The 25245-nt window shown below is 54.1% G+C and carries 27 protein-coding genes and 1 pseudogene; 10 read left to right on the forward strand and 18 right to left on the reverse strand.

Annotated features, from left to right (window positions below; genetic code table 11):
* Positions 1-136 precede the first annotated feature (136 nt).
* Positions 137-1834 carry a cellulose binding domain-containing protein gene (locus SIB83_RS08415; RefSeq protein WP_413745548.1) on the reverse strand — a complete coding sequence of 566 codons (1698 nt, stop codon included), beginning with the start codon at positions 1832-1834 and terminating at the stop codon, positions 137-139.
* A gap of 389 nt (positions 1835-2223) precedes the next feature.
* On the reverse strand, positions 2224-3828 hold the full coding sequence (locus SIB83_RS08420; RefSeq protein ID WP_413747337.1) for an ABC transporter ATP-binding protein: 1605 nt from the start codon (positions 3826-3828) through the stop codon (positions 2224-2226).
* 57 nt (positions 3829-3885) lie between these two features.
* Here SIB83_RS08420 and SIB83_RS08425 point away from each other — a divergent pair, with 57 nt between their 5' ends.
* Positions 3886-6219, forward strand: a complete 2334-nt coding sequence (locus SIB83_RS08425) for a RelA/SpoT family protein (protein WP_413745549.1) — start codon at positions 3886-3888, stop codon at positions 6217-6219.
* 18 nt (positions 6220-6237) lie between these two features.
* Here SIB83_RS08425 and SIB83_RS08430 read toward each other — a convergent pair whose 3' ends face one another.
* A complete protein-coding gene (locus SIB83_RS08430) occupies positions 6238-6693 on the reverse strand; it encodes a DUF2062 domain-containing protein (protein ID WP_413404996.1) in 456 nt (151 codons plus the stop codon).
* 76 nt (positions 6694-6769) lie between these two features.
* Between SIB83_RS08430 and mnmE the strand changes: the two genes are divergently transcribed.
* Positions 6770-8131, forward strand: a complete 1362-nt coding sequence (mnmE, locus tag SIB83_RS08435; RefSeq protein ID WP_413745550.1) for a tRNA uridine-5-carboxymethylaminomethyl(34) synthesis GTPase MnmE — start codon at positions 6770-6772, stop codon at positions 8129-8131.
* 87 nt (positions 8132-8218) lie between these two features.
* Positions 8219-9085: a carboxylating nicotinate-nucleotide diphosphorylase gene (gene nadC, locus SIB83_RS08440; RefSeq protein ID WP_413745551.1), complete on the forward strand. Its 867-nt coding sequence runs from the start codon at positions 8219-8221 to the stop codon at positions 9083-9085.
* A gap of 72 nt (positions 9086-9157) precedes the next feature.
* Here the strand turns inward: nadC and SIB83_RS08445 are convergent, their stop codons facing one another.
* The 5 genes from SIB83_RS08445 to SIB83_RS08465 all read right to left on the reverse strand — a co-directional run bounded on the left by SIB83_RS08445 (position 9158) and on the right by SIB83_RS08465 (position 13957).
* Positions 9158-9289 carry a hypothetical protein gene (locus tag SIB83_RS08445; RefSeq protein WP_413405000.1) on the reverse strand — a complete coding sequence of 44 codons (132 nt, stop codon included), beginning with the start codon at positions 9287-9289 and terminating at the stop codon, positions 9158-9160.
* A 421-nt stretch (positions 9290-9710) separates the two neighbouring features.
* A complete protein-coding gene (locus SIB83_RS08450) occupies positions 9711-10847 on the reverse strand; it encodes an FAD-dependent oxidoreductase (protein WP_413745552.1) in 1137 nt (378 codons plus the stop codon).
* A gap of 219 nt (positions 10848-11066) precedes the next feature.
* Positions 11067-11606 (reverse strand): DUF4334 domain-containing protein, encoded by a 540-nt coding sequence (locus SIB83_RS08455; protein ID WP_413745553.1) that lies wholly within the window; start codon positions 11604-11606, stop codon positions 11067-11069.
* A 115-nt stretch (positions 11607-11721) separates the two neighbouring features.
* A complete protein-coding gene (locus SIB83_RS08460; RefSeq protein WP_413745554.1) occupies positions 11722-13473 on the reverse strand; it encodes a hypothetical protein in 1752 nt (583 codons plus the stop codon).
* A gap of 361 nt (positions 13474-13834) precedes the next feature.
* A complete protein-coding gene (locus SIB83_RS08465) occupies positions 13835-13957 on the reverse strand; it encodes a hypothetical protein (RefSeq protein ID WP_413745555.1) in 123 nt (40 codons plus the stop codon).
* A gap of 154 nt (positions 13958-14111) precedes the next feature.
* Between SIB83_RS08465 and SIB83_RS08470 the strand changes: the two genes are divergently transcribed.
* Together SIB83_RS08470 and SIB83_RS08475 are read left to right on the forward strand one after the other, a co-directional pair.
* The gene (locus SIB83_RS08470; protein WP_413405006.1) at positions 14112-14294 is read left to right on the forward strand and encodes a hypothetical protein; all 183 of its coding nucleotides are present in this window, start codon (positions 14112-14114) and stop codon (positions 14292-14294) included.
* Between the two features lie 9 nt (positions 14295-14303).
* Positions 14304-14477, forward strand: coding sequence for a hypothetical protein (locus SIB83_RS08475; RefSeq protein WP_413745556.1), 174 nt, complete (start codon positions 14304-14306; stop codon positions 14475-14477).
* A 97-nt stretch (positions 14478-14574) separates the two neighbouring features.
* Here the strand turns inward: SIB83_RS08475 and SIB83_RS08480 are convergent, their stop codons facing one another.
* Positions 14575-14715: a hypothetical protein gene (locus SIB83_RS08480; protein WP_413405009.1), complete on the reverse strand. Its 141-nt coding sequence runs from the start codon at positions 14713-14715 to the stop codon at positions 14575-14577.
* A 6-nt stretch (positions 14716-14721) separates the two neighbouring features.
* On the opposite strand from SIB83_RS08480, the gene SIB83_RS08485 reads away from it, so the two are divergent.
* From SIB83_RS08485 to SIB83_RS08495, 3 genes are all read left to right on the forward strand, one after another.
* Entirely contained in the window at positions 14722-14862 is a 141-nt protein-coding gene (locus SIB83_RS08485) for a hypothetical protein (protein ID WP_413745557.1), read from the forward strand.
* Positions 14863-15165: 303 nt separating this feature from the next.
* Positions 15166-15456: an antibiotic biosynthesis monooxygenase gene (locus SIB83_RS08490; RefSeq protein WP_413405013.1), complete on the forward strand. Its 291-nt coding sequence runs from the start codon at positions 15166-15168 to the stop codon at positions 15454-15456.
* 12 nt (positions 15457-15468) lie between these two features.
* The gene (locus tag SIB83_RS08495; protein WP_413745558.1) at positions 15469-16653 is read left to right on the forward strand and encodes an iron-containing alcohol dehydrogenase; all 1185 of its coding nucleotides are present in this window, start codon (positions 15469-15471) and stop codon (positions 16651-16653) included.
* Here the strand turns inward: SIB83_RS08495 and SIB83_RS08500 are convergent, their stop codons facing one another.
* Both SIB83_RS08500 and SIB83_RS08505 read right to left on the reverse strand, forming a co-directional pair.
* Positions 16654-16926 (reverse strand): hypothetical protein, encoded by a 273-nt coding sequence (locus SIB83_RS08500; protein WP_413405017.1) that lies wholly within the window; start codon positions 16924-16926, stop codon positions 16654-16656.
* Positions 16880-17470, reverse strand: a complete 591-nt coding sequence (locus SIB83_RS08505; RefSeq protein ID WP_413745559.1) for a hypothetical protein — start codon at positions 17468-17470, stop codon at positions 16880-16882. Before SIB83_RS08505 ends, SIB83_RS08500 begins: the two co-directional genes overlap by 47 nt.
* A 15-nt stretch (positions 17471-17485) precedes the next feature.
* On the opposite strand from SIB83_RS08505, the pseudogene argS reads away from it, so the two are divergent.
* A pseudogene (gene argS, locus SIB83_RS08510) lies at positions 17486-17911 on the forward strand (arginine--tRNA ligase); the annotation flags it as partial.
* 610 nt (positions 17912-18521) lie between these two features.
* Here argS and SIB83_RS08515 read toward each other — a convergent pair.
* From SIB83_RS08515 to SIB83_RS08525, 3 genes are all read right to left on the reverse strand, one after another.
* The gene (locus tag SIB83_RS08515) at positions 18522-19250 is read right to left on the reverse strand and encodes a hypothetical protein (protein WP_413745560.1); all 729 of its coding nucleotides are present in this window, start codon (positions 19248-19250) and stop codon (positions 18522-18524) included.
* Between the two features lie 183 nt (positions 19251-19433).
* Positions 19434-19769, reverse strand: coding sequence for a hypothetical protein (locus tag SIB83_RS08520; protein ID WP_413745561.1), 336 nt, complete (start codon positions 19767-19769; stop codon positions 19434-19436).
* A 266-nt stretch (positions 19770-20035) separates the two neighbouring features.
* Positions 20036-20767 carry a hypothetical protein gene (locus SIB83_RS08525; protein ID WP_413745562.1) on the reverse strand — a complete coding sequence of 244 codons (732 nt, stop codon included), beginning with the start codon at positions 20765-20767 and terminating at the stop codon, positions 20036-20038.
* A 248-nt stretch (positions 20768-21015) separates the two neighbouring features.
* Between SIB83_RS08525 and SIB83_RS08530 the strand changes: the two genes are divergently transcribed.
* Positions 21016-21756, forward strand: a complete 741-nt coding sequence (locus SIB83_RS08530; RefSeq protein WP_413745563.1) for a lysozyme inhibitor LprI family protein — start codon at positions 21016-21018, stop codon at positions 21754-21756.
* Positions 21757-21900: 144 nt separating this feature from the next.
* On the opposite strand, the gene SIB83_RS08535 is transcribed toward SIB83_RS08530, so the two are convergent.
* From SIB83_RS08535 to SIB83_RS08550, 4 genes are all read right to left on the reverse strand, one after another.
* Positions 21901-22986, reverse strand: a complete 1086-nt coding sequence (locus SIB83_RS08535) for a DUF3644 domain-containing protein (protein WP_413745564.1) — start codon at positions 22984-22986, stop codon at positions 21901-21903.
* A gap of 435 nt (positions 22987-23421) precedes the next feature.
* Positions 23422-23973: an integron integrase gene (locus SIB83_RS08540; protein ID WP_413745565.1), complete on the reverse strand. Its 552-nt coding sequence runs from the start codon at positions 23971-23973 to the stop codon at positions 23422-23424.
* Positions 23960-24121 (reverse strand): hypothetical protein, encoded by a 162-nt coding sequence (locus SIB83_RS08545; RefSeq protein WP_413745566.1) that lies wholly within the window; start codon positions 24119-24121, stop codon positions 23960-23962. The genes SIB83_RS08540 and SIB83_RS08545 overlap by 14 nt, the downstream gene beginning before the upstream one ends.
* A gap of 67 nt (positions 24122-24188) precedes the next feature.
* Positions 24189-25073 carry an isocitrate lyase/PEP mutase family protein gene (locus SIB83_RS08550; protein ID WP_413745567.1) on the reverse strand — a complete coding sequence of 295 codons (885 nt, stop codon included), beginning with the start codon at positions 25071-25073 and terminating at the stop codon, positions 24189-24191.
* Between the last annotated feature and the right edge of the window lie 172 nt (positions 25074-25245).

The following is a 25245-nucleotide window of genomic DNA, read 5'->3' on the forward strand; positions in this document are numbered from 1 at the left end:
GTCACCCTGCAGCGACTTTCCAGTCAAAACGACAACGAGCCATCTGCCGGTAACGCGCTGACCCGGGATCTGAATCATCCATCGGCATGGCCCAGGATGATTCAGATCTCAATCCTTATGCGGTCGCCAGTCCTGCTCAGATCTGAGTGATTGAGCTTCCAGGTGCCACCAGCATGGTTTCGTTCAGCTCTCCGGTTCGTTCCAGGTTCGTTCCTGCGAGGGCATTGAATCCCACCGTCAGCGACTGGCCAGCGCCAATCGATGAGCCCCAATCGGCGCCGGACAGTTCATAGCGATAGAGCTCCCCATCCAACGGCTGCGTGACCACGTCGACTCCCCAGGATTCGCCATAGAACCTGTGATTGCTGATGAAACTCAGCGACCAGTCATCCAGTTGCTCTTCGCCCTGATTCGTCAGAGTCAGGGAAGCTGTGAATCCGCCCCACCAAAGATCTCCACTGACCTCAACATCGAAGGTTTGTCCTGTTACCGGGTCAGTTTCTTCAGGTCTTGCATCAGCAGGAATCGGCTGAGGCACAGCAACAGGTTGTGGTTCCGGATTGATGGCTGCAGGACTGGGCAGTGCTTCCAGATTCTTCGCCAGTGGATCACCCAGGGACACAATTCCCTGGTAGTAGTTGATCACCGTCGAGTCGGATACATCCAGCGCCGGCCATTGCGGCCAGTCAAAGGTGTCATTCATGAAGGGCTGGTCCTGATCCCAGCCCAGAACCGTGAGGTGATTGATGTCATGGGCAATCGCAACGCCTTCAATGTCTAAAAATCCATGGGTGCGGCCATGCATCCAGCCTCCGTAATGAGGTTCCATCTTCAACGTGTTGATGAAGGTTCCCTGCAGTCCGGATTGTTCGAGGAAGTCGGCGAACCCCTCATGGCCGAACTCTCGGACCATTTTCATCACATTGTCTTCGGATTCCAGTCGCGCTGATCGCTGGATGTCGGCAAGGATCTGCGGGTTGTAGGTCTGATCGGCAATCCATCCCACCTTGGCTCCCTGCATGGCATACCAGAGGCCGACCCCTTTGGTGTCATCGCCCCAGGCCTGAGCATTGTTTGTAAGGCCATTGGCAAAAGCCCATTCGCCGACGGTCTCAATCCCCACAGCTTCAAGCCCGGCGAATGCTCGCAGGCCGTTGTAGGCCTCCAAAGCTTCAGTGGTGATGGCTGTGCGGCCTCCGACCAGTTCGTTGTGCTCGGAATTGTGGTTGGAGCCGTGGAAGCTTCCCCAGCTGTTGATGTCCGTGTAAGGCCCGGCCGCGGTGGTGTGCTGATGTGTTGCGTGGTTATGGCCGGCATGACCGTTCATGTCTGCCCCATCCATGGATGTTTCGCTCATGGATGTTTCGCCCATGGATGTTTCGTTCATGGACCCAATGCCCATGGAAGGCTCACTTGTGGCAATGTCACCAGTTGATGCCTCATCCATGCTCATCGTGGAGCCGGAATCAGTCTTGGAGGTGTCGCCGACGGCAAGGCCTGACTCTGAGAACAACATCTCCTCTGTCAGAGCGCCATCGCGTCCAAGCTCAATGCCCTGGGTCCCGTTGAAGCCGACCTTGATGGTGGCGCCGGCTGCGATGCGACTGCCCCAATCCGTTCCTGTGAGGGTGTAAAGCGTCAGTCCGTTCCCTAAACCTTCGCTTTCGAGAGCGACTCCCCAGGCATTGGGGTCAAGTTGATGGGGACTGGTGAAGCTGAGTGACCAGCCTTCCAGAGCTTGATCACCTGTATTGGTGAGGGACAGCTCGGCAGTGAAGCCGCCCCACCAGATGTCCCCACCGATTGAGACCTGCAGTGACTCAGATGGCGTCATGGCATGAATGAGAAGTACAGACCAAGTGCAGCGACGGGATGTGATTCAGATGGAACTCGTTCGGGTCAGAAGTGTGTCTGAATCTGACTTTCTTCAGAGTCTTGATTGTTTGTCGCTTTCCTATTCAGGCTTGCTCGAAGTGATGTGTTCCATCCTTCAAAGGAAGGATCTTCAGTGTCTGATGATCAGCCTGTTGAGTGGTTTTCTGTTTTCACCAGACTTGAGTCAGCCTTCGCCGATCTGATGCGGCTTGATAGTGATCAGGATTTTGTCCTTTTATTGATTCTTTGACTTCAGGGAATGCGGTTTTTTGTTGTCTGCTGAAAATTTGCAATCAACAATTCATCTCCTGGCTGTCTTGCTCTCATGGCTGTCTCCCTCAAGTGATTTCAGTCGGGCAGGCGTGGGCAGGCCTCAACGAGTGTTCGCGTGATGTCGGCATGCGGTTCACGCAGCAATCGGTCACCCGGACCTTCCTCCACCACATGTCCTTGATGAAGCACGATCAAGCCATGGCAGAAGCCGCTGGCCACTGAAAGGTCATGGGTGATGAAAATCATGGCCAGCCCCAGCTCATGCTGCAGCTGCCGAAGCAGTGTCAACACCTCTGCCTGGATTTCTGCATCGAGCATGCTCACGCTTTCATCACAGATCAGCACTTTTGGCTTCAACGCCAAGGCTCGGGCGATGGCGACCCGCTGTTGTTGGCCCCCTGAAAGCTGGCGGGGGAGACGATTCTGGTAGCGCTCCGCAGGTCCAAGACCAACGCGTTCAAGCAGCTGACGACCCTGCTCACGAGCCGCCGCTGGTGAGGCCAGATCATGGATGCGCAGAGGATCCGCGATGGCGTCCACCACTGACATGGCTGGATTGAGGCAAGCCAGGGGGTCCTGGAACACCATCTGGATGGTTCGCCTCGCCTGACGCGCTGCATGTCCACGCAGCTTCAGCAGATCCTCACCGAGCAACTGCACACTGCCACCTCGAATCGGGGTGAGACCCATCAGTGCACGGCAAAGGGTGCTCTTGCCACAACCAGAACCTCCCACCACACCAAGGGTTTCGCCTGCCTTCAACTGGAAGTTGATGCCATCCACCGCTTTCAGCCAGGTGGGATTCCAGGGTGGACCACCCAGGTTGTGCCAACAGCGCAGTTCCTGCACAGCCAGCACCGTGTCGCCGTTTGGTGCTTCAGGGGTCCTGCCTCCCTCCCTTGCCCGGGCCGCCGCAAGCAGTCGTTGTCCAACTCTGGAGCTGGGGTAGGTCAACACCACGTCGCTGCGGTTGATCTCCACGACGCGGCCACCATCCAAGACCGCCATGCGCTCGCACCAGCGATGGGCCATGGCCAGATCGTGGGTGATCAGCAACAGCGCGCTGCCAAGTTGCTCGCACAGCTCTCTCAGAGCAGCCATCACCTGGCCAGCAACGGCCACATCAAGGCTGGTGGTTGGCTCGTCCGCGATCACCAGCGGAGGGCTCAGGGCGATGGCCAGGGCAATGGCCAGGCGCTGGCGCATGCCGCCGCTGAACTCATGCGGATAGGCGCGGAAGCGGTTGGCACCGATGCCCACCTGCTCCAGCAGCTCCTCGGCTCGCTTGAGGCGTTCTGCGTCACCCATGTCCGGCCTGTGGGCGCGCAGTGTGTCCAGCAGATGAGCACCCACGGTCATCAGGGGGTTCAGGCGTGTCATCGGATCCTGAAAAACCAGTCCCACCGACCTGCCGCGCAATGACCTCAGATCGGCCAGGCTGAGATTGCGGGGATCCTGACCGTTCAGGGACAGACCTCCTTCGCAACTGCTGCCATGGGGCAATAGTTGCAGTGCGGCTCTGGCCACCGTGCTCTTCCCACAGCCCGAGGGGCCCACCAGGGCCAGGCGTTCGCCGGCATGCAGCCGCAGGTCAAGCCCATCAAGGGTCCATGCCTGGCTTCCCGGGTAACGAAGCCTGAACTGGTCAAGCTTCAGGACGGTCCCCGGCGCGTTTATCATCACAAGAGGAGCGCAGGTGCTCATGGCTACATACCATGGATTCACCTGCCGGGTTGGATGCTCAACGCCACCTCCGAGACGGTTGCAGTGCAGATCCGGAACGGATCCGCTGCGCCGGCCTGCGGTCTGGTGGCTCTGAGAGACCGGCCGATCCGCTCAGCCGACGATTACGGCATTGATCTTCCTCCCTGGTTGCGTGAGTGCATTGATCACGTGCCTCCGGGGATTGGTCACAGCTGCCCCACCGATTCAGAGGCTTTGCTCGCGGCGGCATTTGATTTCGCATTTCAACTGCACGAGGGCCAGTTTCGTGCCAGCGGAGACCCCTACATCGTCCATCCGGTGGCGGTGGCCGATCTCCTGAGGGACATCGGTGCCAGCGCCAGTGTGATTGCCGCAGGTTTTCTCCATGACGTCGTGGAGGACACGGACGTCACTCCAGAGCAGCTGGAGAGTCATTTCGGACCGGAGGTCAGGGAGCTGGTGGAGGGGGTCACCAAACTCGGGGGGCTTCACTTCACCAATCGCACCGAGGCCCAGGCCGAAAACCTGCGCAAGATGTTTCTGGCGATGGCCAGCGACATTCGTGTCGTGCTGGTGAAGCTTGCGGATCGGCTGCACAACATGCGCACGCTGGGAGCGCTTCGGGAGGAAAAGCGTCAGCGCATCGCCCGGGAAACGCGCGAGATTTATGCGCCTCTGGCCAACCGGCTCGGAATCGGCCGTTTCAAGTGGGAGCTGGAGGATCTGTCGTTCAAATTGCTCGAGCCGGATGCCTTCAGAGAGATTCAGCAGGAGGTGGCAACCAAGCGCAGCGAACGTGAGGAACGCTTGGGTGTCACCGTTCAGCTGCTCAGTGATCGACTTTCGGCTGTCGGGCTGCAGAACTGTGAGGTGAGCGGCCGGCCGAAACATCTCTTCGGCATCTGGACCAAGATGCAGCGTCAGCAGAAAGCCTTCCACGAGATCTATGACGTGGCGGCTCTGAGGATCCTTACCCCCAGTGTTGAGGCCTGTTACCGGGCCCTTGCGGTTGTCCACGACACCTTTCGTCCCATTCCCGGCCGCTTCAAGGATTACATCGGTCTGCCCAAGCCCAATGGCTATCAGTCATTGCACACGGCGGTGATCGGGCGTCATCGGCCGATTGAAGTGCAGATCCGCACCCTCGACATGCACCGGGTAGCCGAGTTCGGAATTGCCGCGCACTGGAAATACAAGGAGGGTGGTTCGCCTGCGGCCGGTGGAGACACCGAACGTTTCAACTGGTTGCGCCAGCTTGTGGACTGGCAGCAGGAGGGAGGCGCTGACGACCACAACGACTATCTCGCTTCGATCAAGGAAGACCTTTTCGACGAAGAGGTGTTCGTGTTCACGCCCAAAGGCGATGTTCTGGGCCTGCGCAAGGGTTCAACGGCTGTGGATTTTGCCTATCGCATCCACTCGGAAGTGGGCAATCACTGCCACGGCGTGCGCATCAACGACCGGCTCTCGCCCCTGTCGACCCCCCTGCAGAACGGTGATTTCGTGACCGTGCTCACGAGCAAGACGGCCCATCCCAGCCTGGACTGGCTCAACTTCGTGGCGACGCCAACAGCCCGCAATCGCATCCGCCAGTGGTACAAGCGCAGCCATCGGGATGAAACGATCGAGCGCGGCAAGGACTTGCTCGAACGTGAGCTGGGCCGCAGCGGCTTTGATGCGCTGCTGAGCAGTGATGCGATGACCCGTGTGGCGGAACGTTGCAACCTGATCAGCACTGAGGATCTGCTCGCTGCCCTCGGCTTCGGAGCCGTCACCCTCCATCAGGTGCTCAACCGCCTCAGAGAGGAGATTCGTCTGCAGGCCACCATCGAGGAGCCACCACTCAGCAACGAAGACGTTGCCCGCCAGCTGGTGCAGCAGGCGGAAACAGGCACTCCGCGCATCAGTGCTGATCAGCAGGATCCAATTCTTGGTGTGGAGGGGCTCGACTACCGCCTTGGTGGGTGTTGCAGTCCCCTGCCCGGTGAGCTGATTCTCGGCACCGTTGCACTCGGCAACCATGGCATCACCGTGCATCGTCAGGACTGCTCCAATGTGGAGGCGATTCCAAGTGAACGGCGACTGCCCGTTCGCTGGAATCCAGCCCTGACGACTCGGGAGCAGCGCTTCCCGGCGCAGCTGCGCATCGAAGTGATCGATCGCGTCGGCATTCTCAAAGACATCCTGATGCGGCTCTCCGATGGACGAATCAACGTCAGTGATGCCCGCGTGAAGACCAGCCACGGCAAGCCTGCGCGTATCGATCTGCGCCTGGAGCTGGCCAGTGCCGAGCAGTTGCAGCGCACGATGCACCAGATCCGTTCCATGGCGGATGTGATCGATATCGCCCGCAGCAGCGGCGCCTGAGTTCGATCGCCAGTGCCTTCAGCGTTTGCGTTCCTGCTGCAAAAGCCAGTTCAGGCTCAGCCACCAGCCAAGTGCTGCGCAAACAGCACCAGTGATGCTGGAGCCCAGCAGCAAGCGGCTCAGCACACTCCAGCCCAGCTGACTGAAGCCCTCCTGCTGAAGAGCATCGAAGCCTGTCCACTCGCGGCCTGGACCGAGCAGCAGAGCCCCGATCCGATAGTTGAACCAGTAAAGCGGCAGATAGGTGAAGGGATTGCTGATCCAGGTGCCGGCGGCCGCCAGCAGGTGGTTGCCGCGAACCACACTGGCCAGCGCGATCCCCACCAGTGTCTGCAAACCGAAGATTGGAAAGCAGCCGCAGAAGATGCCGGCTGCAAGCCCACGGGCGCGCTGTCGTGGAGTGCCTTCCTGTTGCCAGATCCATTGCAGGCTTCTCTGCAGGCGTCGATTTGCCTTCCTCAGCATCCGGCCCATGGGAGTGTCGGTGGATCCTGCAAACCTCTGAGGATGTGATCGTAGGGACTGGGGTCGGGACTGTTGCAGCACTGCGATGCAGGAGATCAACCGGGAGAGGCGAACAATTGCGGCAGTGGCCACGGCGGTGGCACCCGGGCAGGGCGGCATTGCGGTGATCCGACTGTCGGGCCCTGATTCCCAGAGAGCTGTGCGTGCGATCACCTCTTTCCCGGGTGAGCAGGTATGGGAGAGCCATCGTGTGCTTTACGGCCATGTGATGGCAGCCGATGGCCTGGAGCGTCTCGATGAGGTGCTGGTGCTGTTGATGCAGGCGCCGCGCAGTTACACCGCTGAAGATGTGACGGAAATCCATTGCCATGGCGGCGTGATGGCCGTGCAGCGAGTGATGGCGCGTGTGCTCGAACAGCCAGGGATTCGCCGGGCATTGCCCGGTGAATTCAGTCAGAGAGCCGTCCTGAACGGGAGACTCGACCTCACCCGGGCTGAGGCGATCGGTGATCTGGTGTCCGCTCGCAGTCAGCGTGCTGCGCAGCTGGCGATGGCAGGGGTGGATGGCGGGATCCAGCGTCGGATCAAGGCATTGCGCGAATGCCTGCTGGATCAGCTCAGTGAGCTTGAGGCCAGGGTGGATTTCGAGGATGACCTGCCGGCTCTTGATGGCCAGGCTCTGCTCAGAGCTCTGCAGTCGGTGCGTGATGAGCTGCTGCAACTGGTCGCCGATGGGGAGCGTGGAGCCGTTCTGCGTCAGGGCCTGCGGGTGGCGCTCGTCGGCAGGCCCAACGTCGGCAAAAGCTCACTGCTGAATCGGCTGAGTCGCAGGGAGCGGGCCATCGTGACGGATCGTCCAGGAACAACCAGAGACCTGCTTGAAAGCGAGATCGTGCTGGAGGGCGTTCCGATCACACTGCTCGACACCGCCGGCATCCGCAGCACCGATGATGCGGTTGAACAGCTGGGCATCGCTCGCAGTCATGACGCCCTGGCCAGTGCCGATCTGGTCGTGCTTCTCTTTGATCTTTCAGAGGGCTGGACCGCAGAGGATCAGGCTCTGCGTGAGCGGATCCCCGCTGATGTTCCCTATCTGCTGGTGGGAAACAAGGCTGATCTCAGTGATGCTGTGGCTCCGGCCGATGTGCATCTGTCTGCCGTCACAGGGGCGGGGGAAGAGCAGTTGGTGGAGGCTCTTCTTGAGCGATGCGGTGCAGTGACAGACGGCTCCCTGCTGCTGTCGCTCAACCAACGTCAGGCTGACCTGGCCAGGGTGGCGGCCGCGGCTCTTGATCGCAGTGAGCAGGTCGCTGCTGATGGGCTGCCCTGGGATTTCTGGACGATTGACCTGCGGGAGGCCATTCACAGCCTTGGCGAGATCACGGGGGAGGAGCTCACTGAATCGGTGCTGGATCGCATTTTTTCGCGGTTCTGCATTGGGAAGTGAAGGGTTCTGAGCTGAAAACCGAAGCCAGCGTTTGATCCGTTTGCCCGCATGATGGACCCAGGCCTATGAGCGGGCGGTTACGGAGTGATGAATATTGAGCGGCCTCCACTGACCCCCAGGCTTCAGGCGCAACTTCAGGACTGGCTGGCAGAGGATCTTGGCCGCGGCGATCTCACCGCGTCGGCCCTTGGCGGACGGCGGGCTCAGGCGAGCTGGATCGCCAAGCAGCAGGGTGTGTTCTGCGGTGGCAGCCTTGCTCTGCGGTTGTTTCGCCTGCTGGATCCCGAGCTGGAGGCAGAGTGTCTTGTGCCTGAAGGTGCTGCGGTGCAGTCCGGCGACACACTGCTCCGACTCGACGGTCAGGCCACTGCACTGGTGGGGGCTGAACGGACGGCGCTGAATCTGGCGATGCGACTTTCCGGCATCGCGACGGCCACAGCGGCTCTGGTGAGAGAGCTGCAGGGAAGCGGTGTACGACTGGCCGACACGCGCAAGACCACACCGGGCCTGCGCGAACTGGAAAAGTACGCCGTGCGCATGGGTGGGGGCGTCAATCACCGTCTGGGCCTGGATGACGCCGCCATGCTCAAGGAGAACCACCTGGCCTGGGCGGGTGGCATTGAAGCGGCGATCACTGCTGTGCGGGCTTCAGCGCCATGGCCGGCCAGGCTGATCGTGGAGGCCGAAACCGATCAGGAAGCAGTGGATGCGGTCACGGCCGGAGCCGATGGTGTGCTCCTGGATGAGTTCACCCCCGAGCAGCTCACGCAGCTGGTGCCACGGTTGCGGCAGCTGGCGCAGGCGCGACCGGGAGCTGGATCGGTGGTGCTGGAAGCGTCTGGCCTGCAGCCCTCACAGTTGCGGGCCTATGCGGCTACCGGCATCGATCTGATCTCCACCAGTGCTCCTGTTACGCGCAGTGCCTGGCTTGATCTGAGCATGCGCTTCAGCTGAGGCCTGTGCGGGGGGCGCTTCGGTGCTGATGCTTTGCCATCGAGTGGCGCGTTGCTTGAGCTCTATCAGTTTCTACAGACTGCAAGGGCGTTGCTCGAACTCACTGGTCTTGTGTAGCAAGCCTGAGATCGACGGCAGGCAGAAGGTTTTGAGCAGGGCCAGTTCCAGTGCCCGGTTCATGTCCCATGGGAGGAGCAATCCCACCAGATCAAGGCATCGCTCCAGGACGACTGATCCAATGGCTTTTCTCCCTGTTCCCAGGCAGTTGGTTCAGATTCGGAACGCGCCATGAATGTGTTCGTCGCTGACACGTTGTTGTGCGCTTTCAAGTGTTCGGTTCGTCAGCAGAGAGCCAGACAGCGGACGTTTGGATCGCAATCCTGAACGCTTGCATGAATCGTCTTTGATCCCGAAGAAACGCCCTCATGATCCCTTGGTCAAGGGCAGTCTGGCGGACTGACGTTGTGATGGTCTGAGTGTCCTGCACAGCAGTTTGGCACCATCCTGGTTGAGAATGTTGTGGTCAATCCGAATGATTGATGGGGCCTGCGCTCGGAACATGACATGTGAGTTGAATCGGTGGTTCAGCCCTAGATCACTGGAATGGCAATGCAAGAGGAGACAATTATTTTCTTCGGCTCGCTAATGCGGCCTCAAACCCCATTTTGAGTCGATCCGCTTGATCATCAGCGTGGGACGCCAAGCCCTGTTCAGAGGCTTTTTGTTGCAGGGGTGTCGTGATCTCAATCCTCTTCTGTTCATATCGCGTGAGTGCAGCTGAAACCGATGCAAGGTCTGTCAGTTGTACGCCGTCAAGCATTTCGGCAAGCGTCACTGCATCTTGGAGAGCGAGAGTGGTTCCAAGACCCAGGGATGGCCGAATCGGATGGGCGGCATCACCCAAGAGGGTGACGCGTTGACCATCTCCCCATTGAGACACCGGTTTCCGATCGAAGACACCCGTCTCAATGATGCTCAAGGGATCAGTTGTCTGAATCATCGTTTGCACAATGGCAGGCCAATCCTTGAAAACAAGGAGTGCAGTCTTGAAAGCAGATTCACTTGTCTCTGAGCTGTCTTGCGGCGCTGTGCCACCCCAGGCGATCTGATCGGCCCCAGCATCCATCATCCAGAAATTCTTTTGGTCTCCCACAACCAGCTGAAAACCAGCGCCATCAGTGAAAGGTTCTGCAAGGGGACCTAGATGTTCTCGGTGCACGATGCCTCGCCAGGTCATCGTGCCTGTGTAAAGAGGTGGGCCATCTCCAACTGTTTTGTCTCTGACGATGGAGCGATAGCCATCGGCTCCCACCAGAATCCGAGCCCATTGGTCAGCCTGATCCCGAAACTTGAGGCAAATCGGTGTATCCGGCCGATCAGTCATGAATGCAGTGAGGCTGTGGTTCAGGTTGCATTGAACGGAGCTGGGAAGAGCGTCGTAAAGACAGGATTGCAAGTTGAACCATCCCAGCCAGGTGAAGCTCGTGCCTGCCATCGGCGATTCATCTGCGAACAAGACTTCTCCACTTGGTCGCATGAGCAGTTGTTGTCTGGGATTGACGGCTTTGGAACGAACCTGCTTGGACAAACTCAAACTGATGTTGTTGAGTGCCTCGTATCCCTGTTCGGCAAGTCCAAGAGCCGCGCCAATCGGTTGCAGAATCTGGGCTCGGTCAAAAATACCGACAGAAAACCCACGGTTTGCCAAGGCGTGTGCAGCACTGAGTCCGCCAGGCCCTGCACCGATAATCGCGATGTCCAAGGGAGCAGAGTTGCCTGATGACTGGGTCATGATGCTGGTTTGAGAAGAAATATAATGTTGAATTAAGATTTGCGTGAATTAACTTTCCTCGAGGCAACAGCTGTTGGCTTTGGGTTTGAAGCGCAGATTCGACTTGGCCCGTTGTTTGTTATGAATCTAACCGTCATGAAGACGAAACACTCACAAGCACTAGAGCAGCTCAATCAATCTGAAAGCCTTCTAGACATTTTTGGATTCTGTTTCGCGCCGAAGGACGAAGAAGAACGGTAAATTCATTCCTTTCCTATCCATCACGCCTAAAACGGCATCCTGATTGATTTGACGAAACACGTCGTGAATCGGTAGCTGGTCGTAAATCATGGTTGCGCTTGATAGGCCTCGATACGTTGTCATGCGCAATCGCGCTGAGGAGCGGGATGTTGCGAGGCAGGGCAACAGTGTCTGGAAGAGACGACCCACCATTGCTGACCTTGGCATGGGCACAGTTAATGCCGGTCCCAGCAAGCCGGGGTTGACACGGGCGAAGCCACCGCGAAGTGTTGAAAAGATCAATGGATGAACATCTTCAAGGCTTTCAAACTGTTTCCCATACCAGTGATAGGTCTCGAGAAGACCATCCATGGGGTGGTTGGTATGGAAGCCTTCGCCCTTCCAGGTGCCAATCATAAAATCAACATCGACGGGCTCAAGTGAATCGAACAGCTCCAAAGCCTCATTCGTTTTGGCCTGGCCTGTTTTTAACCGTTCGCGAATGTTCATCTCAAGGTGTCTTTATTGCTGATGCTGAATTGACTCATTCAAGGTTGGCTTGTCCTCTCGCGACGAGAGGTTCTGAGAGGCCAAGCCATCCCTATCAGTGCTACTTCGCGTTGGTTTAATAGAGAACTTTGTCTATATACAAATGCACTGTAAAGTTGTTTCCGTCCTTATCTGCGTACGGAATATTTCCCGAAAAGTCTTTGTTTAATGGTCCGTATACATAGTCTCCGACGCAATACATTCCCTGGGAATAGCCCTTGTCGTGGTCATATGAATAAGGGAGATTTACATTTACATTTTCAAGCTTGATGCCCTGGATGTAAGCGTTTTTCAATACGTTTTTACTTGTAGGTCTTTTGTAAAAGTGGAGTCGATCTGTTGGATTTCCTTTCGTCGTATCTGAGCCTGGATTGATCGCCGATAATACAATTACTCGAGAAATGGAATTGACATCACTCTTGTGAATGTTTTCAAGGCTGGGAACATATAGGTTATTTATTGTAAGGCTTCCCATGTATATGTCGTTTTTTTCGTGGAAGTAGTCGTCGTTGAAGCAAACTCTATTGGAAATTAGTCCACCCATGTCATCGTCCTGTGCACGATTATTATCAAATTTATGTGTAACACGATGTACGAATACTCCATTGACCTGCGAATCGGTAATGGGTCCATTGACATATCCGTATGCTGCTGGAGCTATCGCGGCCCCCGCGTTTCCTTGCCAAAGGGTTGTATTATTGAATCTAATATGATTTGTGAATATTTTGATGCTGTCGTCGTTAATATGCATAAAGTTTCTATCAAAATAACTATTTGGCGCGAAAGTCTCAATACCATCTGATGCATCAACCCAGCCACCGATCATCTTGGTGTCAAAAACGTGGATTGGCTGGAAGTTTTCATTAGGTGTTTTGTACCTGCCATTCAATAAATTGTCTTTAATTGTCTTATAGCGTTCTTTAGTGGTATCGCCGTACCAATCAACTCTGCTTAGGCAGTTTAACTTAATGGAAGATTCATTTCTGTGGCCCGGGTAGGCGAATGTTACGCCACAGACATCGATGCAGGGATTTTGTTGGCTGCAAGTAGATATATCAAGAAGGCCAGTGCAAACGAATCTCTGAGCTTCATTGCTCCAATCCTTATTATACTTTTCATATGCTTTATACCCATTTATTCGATGTGTGCCAGTGACGGTCCACTTGCCTGCTAAGTCTATCGCTCCCCGGTAAGTGTCATTTCCCTTTGAATAGGCTACTGCGCAACTAAGGGCCCCCATTTCGTCAATCTCCTGATCTATTATTAAGACGTAATTACCTTGGTAGTCTTTATTGCTTTCAATGAAATACTGTGCCAATCCTCCAACCCAAAAGTTTTGATCACCAAGCTGATAGTTTGCAGGCTTTAGTTCGGAGGCTTTGATTATGTTTGTAGAGCTGTGGCCATAGTCTTGCGGGCCAAAGCAGAGAAGCACTGATCGAAAGCCTTGGTCGCAATTACCGTTAGATTTAGATTGGTGGTCATAAGGTTGCAATGTCATCTGTACTACACCTTGATATTCGCTATTGTAATTTTGGAGGTATTCCAGGTATTTGGATATTTGTCCCCCCCCTTGGCTTTGGCTGCATTTCTGATCGAGTGTCCAAGTCCAAACGCCTCCTTGAGGTGTCTCGGTCATCATTACTGACTGATTTCCGCAGGAGAGCCACATTTGGATGGGTTTTACTCCCCCATTATGGGTTACCGTAATTTGTCTTTTCGCCAGACTGTTTGATGCGGGGTTGATAAAACTGTGTGCCTCTGCATAATAAAATTCTTGGCCATTGCCGTTTGTCCATTGGGTTTTTGCCCAACCCTTATAATTCATGTAACCCGAATCTCCTGTGGCTGATGCTGCATTCGTATTGGGCTTAAGGCCCGACACTGTGACTTGAAAATCAGGTGTAAAATTTGACATTGATTGCGTAAAGAATAGAGACCTCTTGAACTATGTCTGCCGATCACTTCATTGGTCGGTATTTTTGTGTTGTATTTAGATTTTTTTTGTTAGTACCGCGACGTTAAGCTTTGAAAATTGATATTCAGTTTTTGTCTTCCGCGATGATTCTCTCGGTGTTTCTTTGCTTTTTGCCTTGAGTATTGTTATCTTTCTTTTGGCCCTGCCGGTCGTTGGAGCAAATCATTCGCTTGTTGTATTGACGCATAGGTGATGGCTACAAAAGGGGTGATCAGTGTGTGGAGCCACTCACCATGTCACCCACCACATAGCAGCCTGGGGCGTTGGCGCTTCTCGAATACAAGCCTTTCCCCTCAGAGCGGACCCATTGCTTCTGCCTCCTGTTGGTGTGCAAGCGCGACACCCCTTGAGGCGGAGCGGACCTGTCGGCTGGATCTCACTAAGGCTGATTTCGACCACACCGCTCAGCATTTTGCGGAGCTCAAACCCATCGTTCCGAGTTCTTCCAACGGCAGCAGAACAGCGCCAGGAGTCTGTGTGTGCGGCTGGTGGTTCGCATCCACGGTTACAACGTTCCCCTGAGCAGTGTGAAGCGGGAATACCACCAGGCGGTGCGCAAGTTCAGAAATAACGCCTGCCAGCTCACGGACTCACCACCGGATAATTATGTGCTGTTCGTGCACTACGCCTGGCAGTCCGAACGGATCGGTGCCGGAGGTCCCTTGCGTTGAATTCGTGCCATGCCGATGGAGCTGTGGCAGCTGTTCGCTCTCGGCAGTTGTCTCGGTTTCTTTGTCGTTGGTTGGCTGGCAACCATCGGTCAGTTGTGTCTGGGGATTGGCATCACGCTCACCCTGCTCGCGCGGTCACCTAATTCGCGATCGTGGTCGCGCCTGATCGTTAGGTGTGTTTGATGCCGTGGAGATAGTGAGAGCGCTTCACCTACTGGTGATGGAGATCATTGCCGATAGCCTTTTCGTCAATGATGCCGACATGGTGTTGCGATTGGCCTCAGCCCTGACCAACCACCTCGTGTTTCCCTAGCGGTCGCGCATTGGCGGCGATCGGCTTGGCAATCTGAGCAGCAAGGGCCGCACGACACAGAATGGTTATGGCAAGCGTGTGGGTGACCTGAGTGACCTTGAGCTGCATGGGGCGTTGCGGACGCAAAGCCTTTGTGATCACAGAACATTCCGTTGTCAGCGCTGGATCGGCTACCCGCTCAATGTGATCGACTGCACCGATGACGACGATGGGTTGCGTTATCTCAGTGCGTTCACGGCGCGCAATGTCGCGTAGAGGTTTTTTCAATTACACCGCCACGAGCGTGGCGATGCTCGTTGGTGTATTCCAACTCAGCAGGATCGATGGCCATGGTGGTTATTTTCAAGGTAGATATTGCATGAATCCCCTTCATGAGTGGCTCTTGATGGAGATGGTCATTCAGGAAAGCCGCACATCGAAACCGAAGGCAAGTTGCGGCACCATCAGATCAGCTGGATCGCGATTCCCAGTCCTCCGTCATGCTCCGGTTAAGGGGACTGCCTCTGGACCTTGGCTCGCCGGATGGTTGGATTGAAGACTGCCTTGCTTGGCTGATCGATGCACGTCACCTGTGTTCACGTCCACGTGAAACCTGATCAGATCGAGGCGTTTCGTCAGGCCTCCATCTTGAATCACAAGGAATCCATCCAGGAACCGGGCAATCAACGCTTTGACATCCTGCAGAGCAAGGACGACCCGACTCTGTTTCTTCTCTACGAGGCGTATGAGTCCGAGGCCGCCGCTGCAGCCCATAAGAACACGTCCCACTACCTCCAGTGGAGGGAAACCGTCGCTGATTGGATGGCCGAACCACGGAAGGGTGTTCCCTACCAATCGGTTGCACCATGACGCGATGGGTTCATGACGATGTCGTTCCCTTTTGCCCGGGTCCCGCCGATTCACTGCGGCATGGGAACTCTCCAGCAGATCACCCCCTGGCTGCGCTCAAGCAACGCTGAATCGGTCCTGCTGGTGACCGGCCGAGCTTCGTTGCAGGCGATGGGCCAGCTGTGCGTGGTGGAGCGTTTGATTGATGCTGCTGGAGCCAGACATTCCCATCTGATCTGTGCTGGTGAACCCAGCGCAGAGCTGGTGGATCGCACCACCCGGCAGTGGTTTGGTCAGGGCCTGGACGCTGTGATCGGCATCGGTGGCGGCAGTGTGATCGATTGCGGCAAGGCGATTGCCGCGATGATTCCCCATGGGAACTCCGTGCTCGATCATCTCGAGGGTGTGGGCCGTGGTCTGGCCCACAGCGGAATCACCCTGCCTTTTCTGGCAATTCCCACCACTTCAGGAACGGGTGGAGAAGTGTCGAAAAACGCAGTGCTGAGTCATGTGGGCCCGGAGGGATACAAGAAGTCGTTGCGTCACGAGAACTTCGTTCCCAGTGCCGTGATTCTGGATGGTTCCCTGCTCACCGGTGCCGCTGCTGATATCACAGCAGCGTGCGGCATGGATGCCTTCACGCAGCTGCTGGAGCCGTTTCTCTCCCCGACGGCATCACCGTTGAGTGATGCGATCGTCTGGAGTGGTCTCCAGCATCTGGTGCCGAATCTGAGATCAGCCTGCGGAGAGGGATCAGCCGATCCTCAGGTGCGTCTGAACATGGCCTATGGCGCGCTCTGCTCAGGCATCGGATTGGCCAATGCCGGGCTGGGACTTGTTCACGGGCTGGCCGGGCCGATCGGAGGTTGGTTTCCGATGCCCCATGGCGTGATCTGCGGAACGTTGATGGCTGCAGTGCAACAGCAGAACTGGAGTGCCCTGAAACAGCGCGATCCCCATCACCCTGCCATCGAACGGATGGCCCGTGTTGGTCGTCTGATGCCGGGGGGCAGCAACCTCAGTGAGAACGCTGCGGCAGTGGACCATTTCACGGACTGCTTGCTCCGTTGGGTGGAGGAACTCCAGCTGCCTCGTTTGAGCGACTACGGCATCACCGCGGCAGATCTGGATCGCATCGTTGAGGCCGCCAGCAACCGCAACAATCCCATCGCACTCTCGCCCTCAGAGATCAAAGCCTTGCTGCAAACAAGGCTGTGATCAAGGCTTGAATCCAGTGGTCACCCCTGCCTTGTTGAGTGCGGTGGCGAATGGTTCGCCGCAACCTTCAATCAGACCGGCTTGATCCATGCCATCGATGATTGTGTGGGCGTGAACGTCGTCCACGATCTGCCTGAGAAGTGGATTGCCGATGAAGTTCTTCCGCTCCGATCCTGTGAACACACCGCAAACCACGCCATCCCACAGGATCACAGCCGCATGGCGATCATTGTTTACCGCATCGGGTTGTTCCGGATATGAGAGCGTCAGCAACGATGGATTGCCCAACACCTGTCACGGCGGTGTAGTTCGCCCTGCCTGTGAGCTGCACAAATCTCCGCCCGTGAAAACTGGCTCCATCCCCGGGTGCTGTGTTATTGACGTCCGATCTGTTCTCATTCATCTGTGTGAAATAAGCGGCATCTCCGTATTCATCAATGGGTTGCAGGGTTGAGGCCGTTTCATGCTTTGTGGTGGCGAGCATGTAATCCAGCCAGCCAATGGAGCGGATGTCCCAGTTGGCTTGAAATTCTCCTTGTGGTGGCTTGGGTGGTGCGTCCCAGAAGTCCAGGATGGCTTCCATTCCATTCACATGTTGCTGCCTGAGCACGCCGTTGAACAAATCGTCTCGAAGGCAGTCGTTGAATATCTTGCGGTCTCCATTCGCTCCTACCTCTCCTCCCTCCCTCCCTTGGATGAGGTCGGAGGGTAGTGGGCATTCTTGAGTGTCGGCACGGTGCTCCCTTGGGTCTGCAGTTGGCCTGATCCAGCCCGAGGGGGACCCCCGCGCCGGGGGATGATCAGGAGCTGACTTCATTGACCGCTGCTTTCCATGCTGCGCATCGCCCAGGCCCTAGACACCCAGTTGCGTGGTGCGATGCAGCGTGCCTTTCCGGAGGTGGATGCTCTGCTGGAGCCCCAGCTGGCAGCAGCGAGCAAGCCGGAATTTGGTGATTTCCAGGCCAATGGAGCCCTCCCCCTGGCGAAGCCCCTGAAGCAGGCGCCGCGTCAGATCGCTGCGGCGATCGTGGAGCAGTTGCAGGCTGATGCCGAGTTCAAAGCCCTGTGCCTAGAGCCTCAGATCGCGGGCCCAGGCTTCATCAACCTCACGATCCGTCCGGAGCGCTTGGCAGCCGAGGTGGCCTCCCGGCTGGGTGATGCGCGGTTGGGCGTTCCATCGGTGAATGATGCAGCTCCGGTGGTGGTCGACTTCTCCAGTCCCAACATCGCCAAGGAGATGCACGTGGGCCATCTGCGCTGTGGGGCACGGTGTGCGATCAATCGTGCTTCTGGCTCACCATATTCAACGATCAGCGCCTGATCGATCGTTCCGGTCAGCAACGAAGTTTCAGTCTTGGGCTCTGGTCATTTAATAAAAAACAATGCCAGAAAAGAAGCGTTGATTACATAAAAGCGAGTGGTAGCGACAAGCTTCCAGCGTGTACTTTAGGATGTTCTGTTGTCAGTTCGCCTAAGGCCTGAGCTGTGAGGCGCCCACGAAATGCGTGTAGTTTGCGTTCGAACGATCGCCTTATTAGTTGCCCTGGGTACTTTCTTGCTCAATGGTTTTTACGCTGGCAATATGTCATTTCGCTGCTTCTTTGATTGCAATGAATTGATTATCTAAAGTATATGATTTAACTGTAATATTTTGCTGGCTCAGGGCATTCATCATTTGACTGGATGAGCATCCTTGATTGATTACTAAAATCAATCATATGTGGCTTTAGTCGATAAGAGAAAAATTTTTAGGGCAAATAAAAAAAATAGCTTACACAATAAGAATGTGTAAGCGTGCCAGGGTATTAACGCATAGACGATCTAACCTCTAGCGCTAAGCAGATTTCCGCAATTCGATATTTTATTTTTTAAAGATCGTGATATGAGATGACATCTTCACAGATTAGGTTGATGCAGTGATACTTATCTGCAATCCATTCCTGCTTAAAGATGGCAATAGAAGGGGTCTGACCATTTCCATATTTAAAGCCTGCATGCTGATGAGCCTGTACTTGCTTTTTGATATACTGCCTCTGCTCATCCTTTAAATTGGTATATGGATAGTCCCAATGCTCAATATTTAAAGGCAATACAACAGCTAAGCAATCCCAGGAGTCTGCGTCTGTGGCACGTTCTTTTTGAAAAGGAATTTCATTCCAGCCCCACCACTCATAAGCTGTTTGGTCTTCACGTTTAAATCCAAGCTTGTCTCTATTCCAATAGAAGCCATTTTGGAGACTTATCATTGCGGCAATATTGTCAACCCAACCAAAAGAGTCTAATTTCTTTTGATCAGGCCAATATTGTAAGTCTTGGTGCGCTTTTGCTGCTTCATGCCAGGCTTGCAAAAATACCCACCAGTCATCAAGATTGTACCTATTATTCCATTTTGGATTGTATTCTTTATACTTGACAAGTTCATTTGCGTCTACATATTGTTGACTTTGTCCGTTATAATCAATGTATTCAACTGCGCATTTCCAATTGTTATTATTAGTATTTGCTTCATCATAACTATATCTAGTATGGAATCCAGTTCCTCCTCCATTGCCCGTCTTATGGATTGAAGAAGGTGGGTTTGTGCGGGGGTCCCCCATTGGCCAAGCGCCAGACCCGATTAAGTTGGAATCTATAGTTGGTGGGTTTCCCTGGTACCAGAGGCAGGGACCTTGCCATCCATTTCCATCCTCAAGATAAATCGCCCTCGAATCACAAGAGTTTGAATCGTGGGAGTAAAGTACAAAAGTATTACTTAGATCATGAAGGTCAATGTGTTTGTCTCAGCTAAATAAATACTTTACTTTTTCTGATTTATACGCAAGCGTTCCTACAGCCGGAACACCTTGTTCTTGAACCTTTTTGTATAGCTTTTTGTCATCATCAGATAAAGATGGATCTGTAAGATCTATAAGGTTGTAGCAAGGATTGGGCGCAATTAGATCTTGATGTAAAAAAGTTCCAGGAAGGACTTTGTAATCCGTATCGCTAGGTTTAAAATAACTTAGATCTTGCTGAAACCTGAATACACATCCTGATCCAGTACTACTTGCGTAGTAATTGTCGTCACTTCCATCGCTATGTATAGAGTTCACAATGTCATCTTTTTTGATTGACATGCTTAAAATTGAATAAAACTTAATTTATGACAATAAAAAGCTGATAAATCGCTTAAGCATTGCTGAGAGGTTGCTGAGAGGTTGCTGATGAATTTGAAGGAAGTGGGCGTAAGTCGCCAGATCACGGGGTGTATGGATAAAACGCCGCTGGCCGGTGAAGGCCTGCCTGGCCTCGAGGACTTGCAGGGATCGAAACATTCGGCTCGGACTTCATAGCCCTGCTGAACCCGGTGCCAGTCATCCCACTTGATCATGTAGTCGTCTTGCTACTTCACCTCCAGCACACGCTGGTCGAACCTCTGGGCACCGAAGTTGATGAAGCCTTGATCTGGCGTGATGCCCTCACTCGCACTGGCATTGCCGATGAGCATGAATTGCGAGAGGTAAGGACCTTGAACAACTCCCGGACTGGAACCTCGAAAGATCGTTTGCGGGTCGAGTTGATTGCTGCTGTTGGTGGTGCGCGGACGGCTGTTGAAGCCGCCCTGGGCATAGGCAAGACTGTTGAGTCGATCGGCCGAATCAGCCAGTGCTGCTGAGCCACCGCCTGCATCGAAGGCGTTGAAGGGCAGATCACCTGATAGCGCCAGTTCGTAAACCTCCGCCATCTCAAAGGTCAGTTCTTCACTGCAAAGATCAGGAGCGGGCGGAATGGTGACGGCTTGAGGGTCAGGACCTTGCAGTTCGTAGAACGTGCCAGCAGTCGGGGCCTCCCACTTACGGCGCGGCTCAGCGCGCGGAACCGCTATGTGCCGGGTGAAGTCCTCGGCCAAGCCGTTGTCAATGGCGTAACGGAATGCCTTGAAGTCTCCTGATTGCTCAACCAAGCCAGTGGTTGTGTTGTGATCAAGCCCCTTGGTGAAGCTCATCGGGTAGTTCGCGGATTCGTAGCGCTGTTCGTCACCGTTGGCTTGATGGTGCGGGTGATCACGACGGGCAGCGAGATCGATCGCGTCCTGGCGTACCCGTTGTGCAGTCAGCTTGCGTTGGTCTGTCATTTTCAAAAGTGCAAATGAATGAATTCAGCGGAGTTCATGCTCCGACTCACTCACCATTGCCGGATTCAAATGATCACTCGATGATCTGAATCAGCGGAGATTCTGATCTCGCTCACAGGGCCGATGGCTCCCAAAACTCAGCCTGTAATCCATCGGCTCTAGGGCCAGAAGCCTGATATCAATCGTTGCTTGACCAGTGCCGTAAAGCCTTATTGATAGATGATGATAATTATCTTCTCTGAAAATCCATGATTCAAATCGCACTTTGGATGAATGTCTTGCTAAGCCTATTTGAACTTTTTGGCGCACCAGAAGCTAGCGCTAACAGCTTTAGCCCAAGCTTTGATTGTAATCGTGCACGTTATCAAGATGAATTCACAATATGCAATGACCAGAAGTTATCTGAACTTGATCAAATAGCTTCTCGAGGTTATAGCCAAGTTAAGGGTGAAAGTCGATCCATCGCGCAAGACTTTCTTTTATCGTCCTTGCATGCTCGCCATGCTTGCGGGAGTAATAAGCTCTGCATTCTTGACACTCAGGCTCAGGTCATTGACGGACTGAGTGAGTTTGGAACACACGTTTCGAATCCGCCATGGATTGGTGCGTTCAGGCTTTCTCTTATCAAAAATGGGAATACACCCATCGTGAGTGGCGTACCTGAGAGAGTTGGGACTTGCTCTCGAACCAAGATCAAAGCCATCGGTACAAGGCTTCATGACCGACAGATGATCGTTCCACCTAAGAACTATACGGAAAACGAAGGAACAACCATTCAATATGACAATGAAGGCTTTCAAGTTTCATATGAATTTAATCCCGATGTGGCGGCCTCACGAATTGGTGATCAAGTTATTTTTTGCCTGGTATCTATTCCACAAAATTGCCCGCCTGGTGATGATCGCGGCAAGATCTACTCAGCAACAAATCTCCGAAATCAAAGGTCTTGGATCATGCCAGCAACCCAGCACTCGTGTGGGGGGGCCTAATGGCCGTAATCGCTTTAGCTGAGCTTCTTCTCGTGCTTCTAACGCCCGCGCCACAGGCTAAATTTTTGTTGTGGCTTTTGGCATAAAGTGGTGTAGCCATGCCAAAAGGTGCAACTGAAATTTAGTCCTTGGTGCACGCGCTTGTTACATGCGGTGCTGATCGACATCCAGTTTCTCTCCATTTAGTTGTTTTTTCCTTAATTCAGAAGGCTCTAGCTCTGTAGTTTGCATAAAATGGATAAGGAACGTTACCCATGCATCTTGGTAAACATAGTCGTTATGAGGTTCATCATAATGACAAAACTCTTCCTGAGTATTAAAGGGTTCATCTGAACCTTTAGCAGGTCTAATCTCGAATAGCTTGTATAAGATTGTATGCAGATTCTGAGTAATAGACTTACCGTTTAGCCCTTCATTCACTTTTTTAACGACCTCTGAGGGTTTTAGCCTGCCAACGTTTGCCGCCTCTATTTTTACGGTCTTATCTTTAATAATTACATTAAGCTTTTCGTAAGCGTCTTTATCTTCGTCACTGAGCGAATCCCACTTTACAAATTCGACAGCGGCATCAGCTCTATTAGTATTAGAAATTTTGGGAATTTGTATTAGCTTGATGCTGTACTCTTGAGAATTATATGTATCGTCGTCTAGAGTATTTCTATATTTTTCAATGAATGCCACGATTTCAGACAGATCCTTTGATAATGCAGAGCGATTTGCCTGCACTTGTTGCTGAGACCGTATTTGGGAGAACTGAAGGCTATAGACTAACGCCTCATTGATTGAATATGCGCTCCCAAAGAAATCTATTAGCTGGCTTTCATAGTTAAATAGTAAGGATTGGCATTCTCCAAAAATAAGAGTATCGACCTCTCTTTTTTCAATGTGGCGATGCTCAATTTTGTTTCTAAGCTTGATAAAGAAATTAAGGTTTGACTCAACAGCAGGCGGTAACTCGCCGTATTTCTTGATACACGTTACAAGCTCCCAAGCTTTCTTTTCTCCATCAACTGTATTGTAGCGGCCGTTCTTCTTTTTGTAATAGTAACGATCGCCTATTGTAGAATTGAAATATGCATGAAATAGCCTTGTCCACGCCATAATCATCATGGTGATGAAGCCTTCACTGCGAAAGGTTGTTCTCGGCTTGTTGTATATTTCGACTGCTAAAAGTGCCGAATCTATAGAAGCGTCAAGAATGGATTTAGTCTTTCCTTTGCGTAACTTCAATTTTACTTTCTAGTGCATGTAACTATTTATTGGGCGGTTCCGATAACCACCTCTGAGCAGGCCTCGCTTTCCGTGAACCACGAAGCTCTATCGGTCTTGCGCTGCTCAGAACGCTTTGATTGCATAGTTTCTGCAAAAACACTCCTCTGATTGTAGCGATCGTTCATGGGTCCGTTAATCATTTCAATTCGACTGTGCTGATTTCGCTGTAGCTCATTGCTTTGCATTTGGTTTCTATGCTGTTTGATGGAGTGATATGTGAAGCGAATTCAGTGGGCTCTGCTGGCATGTTTGTGTCGATGTTTTAAAACTTTTGCTTTCAGGAAATAATTAAGAGTGGAAATGTATTTGGTGATGCGCCGCATCCTCCAATTGGCGTTTATCGAATTGGGTGCAGTGATGATCAAAAAATCCACGCAGCTTGTTTGAATGCTGCTAGTCAAGGTCGGCTGGGCTGCGTACACCGAGGGGCCCTGAATTCAGAACGTGGGTGTAGATCATGGTGGTGCTCACATCCTTGTGGCCGAGCAGTTCCTGAATCGTGCGGATGTCCTGTCCCTGTTCCAGCAGGTGTGTTGCAAATGAATGACGGAAGGTATGGCAGCTGGCTGCCTTGGTAATGCCAGCTGAAGCCATAGCGCGTTTCACCGCTTTCTGCACCACGCTGGGATCAAGGTGATGCCTCCCCTGCTCGCCGCTGCTTTTGTCAGTCCAACGCTTCTGTTGCGGGAACACCCACTGCCAGCCCCATTCGCGTTCAGCGTTGGGGTATTTGCGACCCAGGGCGTAGGGCATCAGCACCCGCCCCCAGCCGGCCTCAAGATCACGCTGGTGCAGTTGACGTACATCCGTGAGATGACGCTCAAGGTCCGGAATCTGGCTTTTTGGCAACAGTGTCAGGCGGTCTTTCCCCCCTTTGCCATCGCGAACGCTGAGTTCCCGCCGTTGGGTATCAAGGTCTTTCACTCGCAGCCTAAGAGCTTCCATCAGGCGCAACCCACTGCCGTATAGGAACCCCCACCACCAGAGCTGAGGGCCCTTGCAGTTGCTCCCGCACGGCGCGCACTTCAGCCGTGCTCAACACCACAGGCAGTCGATGACGCGTTTGAGCTCGGACGACGGAATCCAGCAGCAATGGTTGCCTAAACAGAGCCCAACCCTTCCGTTTCTCCTTCGTCCACCGTGTTGTGTTGGGAGCCGATTCAGGTTGGATCAGCTCTCTCCATGTAGCAGTCAAACCCCACGAGTGTTTTCATCTCCTCAAAGCTGAGCATCTGCTCGGGAGTTTTGCCTGCTTGGAGATCAACCAGTGCCTGCCGCATCGCGAAGGCGGCCGTTGAGAGCAGGGTGAGTGGGTAGGCCGCCAAAGCAAAGCCCATTGCCCCCAGGCGTTCGGTCGACAACAACGGTGTGATGCCTCCTTCCAGCATGTTCGCCATGCGCCTGCCCGGCACCTCCTCGCAGAATCTCAGCATTTCCTGCTCGCTGCGCGGTGCCTCCAGAAACAACACATCAGCGCCCATATCAGCAAAGGCCTTCAGGCGCCACAGCGCTTCCTCCAGGGCGGCCTGATCACCGTGGCTTGCTGCAAACGCCGATCGCGCATCGGTACGCGCCACGATCACCAGATCGGCGCCCTGGTTGCGGGCATCAATAGCTGCCTGAATCCTGGCGATCGCCGAATCACGATCGACAACGTCTTTTACGCCGGTGTGGCCGCAGCGTTTGGGGGCCACCTGATCTTCCAGCATGATTCCGGCAAAGCCCGCTTTCGCGAACTGGTGCATCGTGCGCTGCACATTGGCGGCATTGCCGTGGCCGGTGTCACCATCAGCGATCACGGGGATCGACACGGCATCGCAGATCGAGCGGCCCTGATCGAGCATTTCCGTCACCGTGAGCAAGCCCGTGTCAGGCAAACCAGCTCGGGCTGCTGCCACAGAAAACCCACTCATGAAGCTGAGTGCGCAGCCGGCTTGTTCCACCAGCCGGGCTGATAAAGCATCAAAGCAGCAGGGCATCAGATGGCAGGTGTCCTGCTCCAGCAAGCTGCGGAGTTGCTCTGCTGGTTCTGCGCTTTGGGGCACGGTGTGTGATCAACAGTGGTCCTGGTTCACCATCTTCAACGATCGGTGCCTGAGCAATCGTTTGAGCGATCCTTGATGCCAACAACGCTGCTGCTGAATTGGAAGGCAGCGGTTCGATTCCGCGGCTGATTCGTGGGAGATGGCTACCTCAGGGGGGATCAGCGTGCAGAGC

Source organism: Synechococcus sp. MIT S9507, from assembly GCF_047304715.1.
In the GTDB taxonomy this organism is placed as follows: Bacteria; Cyanobacteriota; Cyanobacteriia; order PCC-6307; family Cyanobiaceae; genus Synechococcus_C.

Bases quoted from the DNA above. Each gene is read 5' to 3' on its own strand.
- SIB83_RS08415 (WP_413745548.1), bottom strand. From the start codon at position 1,834: ATGACGCCATCTGAGTCACTGCAGGTCTCAATCGGTGGGGACATCTGG.
- SIB83_RS08420 (WP_413747337.1), bottom strand. From the start codon at position 3,828: ATGATAAACGCGCCGGGGACCGTCCTGAAGCTTGACCAGTTCAGGCTT.
- SIB83_RS08425 (WP_413745549.1), top strand. From the start codon at position 3,886: ATGCTCAACGCCACCTCCGAGACGGTTGCAGTGCAGATCCGGAACGGA.
- SIB83_RS08430 (WP_413404996.1), bottom strand. From the start codon at position 6,693: ATGGGCCGGATGCTGAGGAAGGCAAATCGACGCCTGCAGAGAAGCCTG.
- mnmE (WP_413745550.1), top strand. From the start codon at position 6,770: ATGCAGGAGATCAACCGGGAGAGGCGAACAATTGCGGCAGTGGCCACG.
- nadC (WP_413745551.1), top strand. From the start codon at position 8,219: ATGAATATTGAGCGGCCTCCACTGACCCCCAGGCTTCAGGCGCAACTT.
- SIB83_RS08455 (WP_413745553.1), bottom strand. From the start codon at position 11,606: ATGAACATTCGCGAACGGTTAAAAACAGGCCAGGCCAAAACGAATGAG.
- SIB83_RS08460 (WP_413745554.1), bottom strand. From the start codon at position 13,473: ATGAATTATAAGGGTTGGGCAAAAACCCAATGGACAAACGGCAATGGC.
- SIB83_RS08475 (WP_413745556.1), top strand. From the start codon at position 14,304: ATGCCGATGGAGCTGTGGCAGCTGTTCGCTCTCGGCAGTTGTCTCGGT.
- SIB83_RS08480 (WP_413405009.1), bottom strand. From the start codon at position 14,715: ATGCAGCTCAAGGTCACTCAGGTCACCCACACGCTTGCCATAACCATT.
- SIB83_RS08490 (WP_413405013.1), top strand. From the start codon at position 15,166: ATGCACGTCACCTGTGTTCACGTCCACGTGAAACCTGATCAGATCGAG.
- SIB83_RS08495 (WP_413745558.1), top strand. From the start codon at position 15,469: ATGACGATGTCGTTCCCTTTTGCCCGGGTCCCGCCGATTCACTGCGGC.
- SIB83_RS08505 (WP_413745559.1), bottom strand. From the start codon at position 17,470: ATGAAGTCAGCTCCTGATCATCCCCCGGCGCGGGGGTCCCCCTCGGGC.
- SIB83_RS08515 (WP_413745560.1), bottom strand. From the start codon at position 19,250: ATGGGGGACCCCCGCACAAACCCACCTTCTTCAATCCATAAGACGGGC.
- SIB83_RS08520 (WP_413745561.1), bottom strand. From the start codon at position 19,769: ATGTCAATCAAAAAAGATGACATTGTGAACTCTATACATAGCGATGGA.
- SIB83_RS08525 (WP_413745562.1), bottom strand. From the start codon at position 20,767: ATGACAGACCAACGCAAGCTGACTGCACAACGGGTACGCCAGGACGCG.
- SIB83_RS08530 (WP_413745563.1), top strand. From the start codon at position 21,016: ATGATTCAAATCGCACTTTGGATGAATGTCTTGCTAAGCCTATTTGAA.
- SIB83_RS08540 (WP_413745565.1), bottom strand. From the start codon at position 23,973: ATGGAAGCTCTTAGGCTGCGAGTGAAAGACCTTGATACCCAACGGCGG.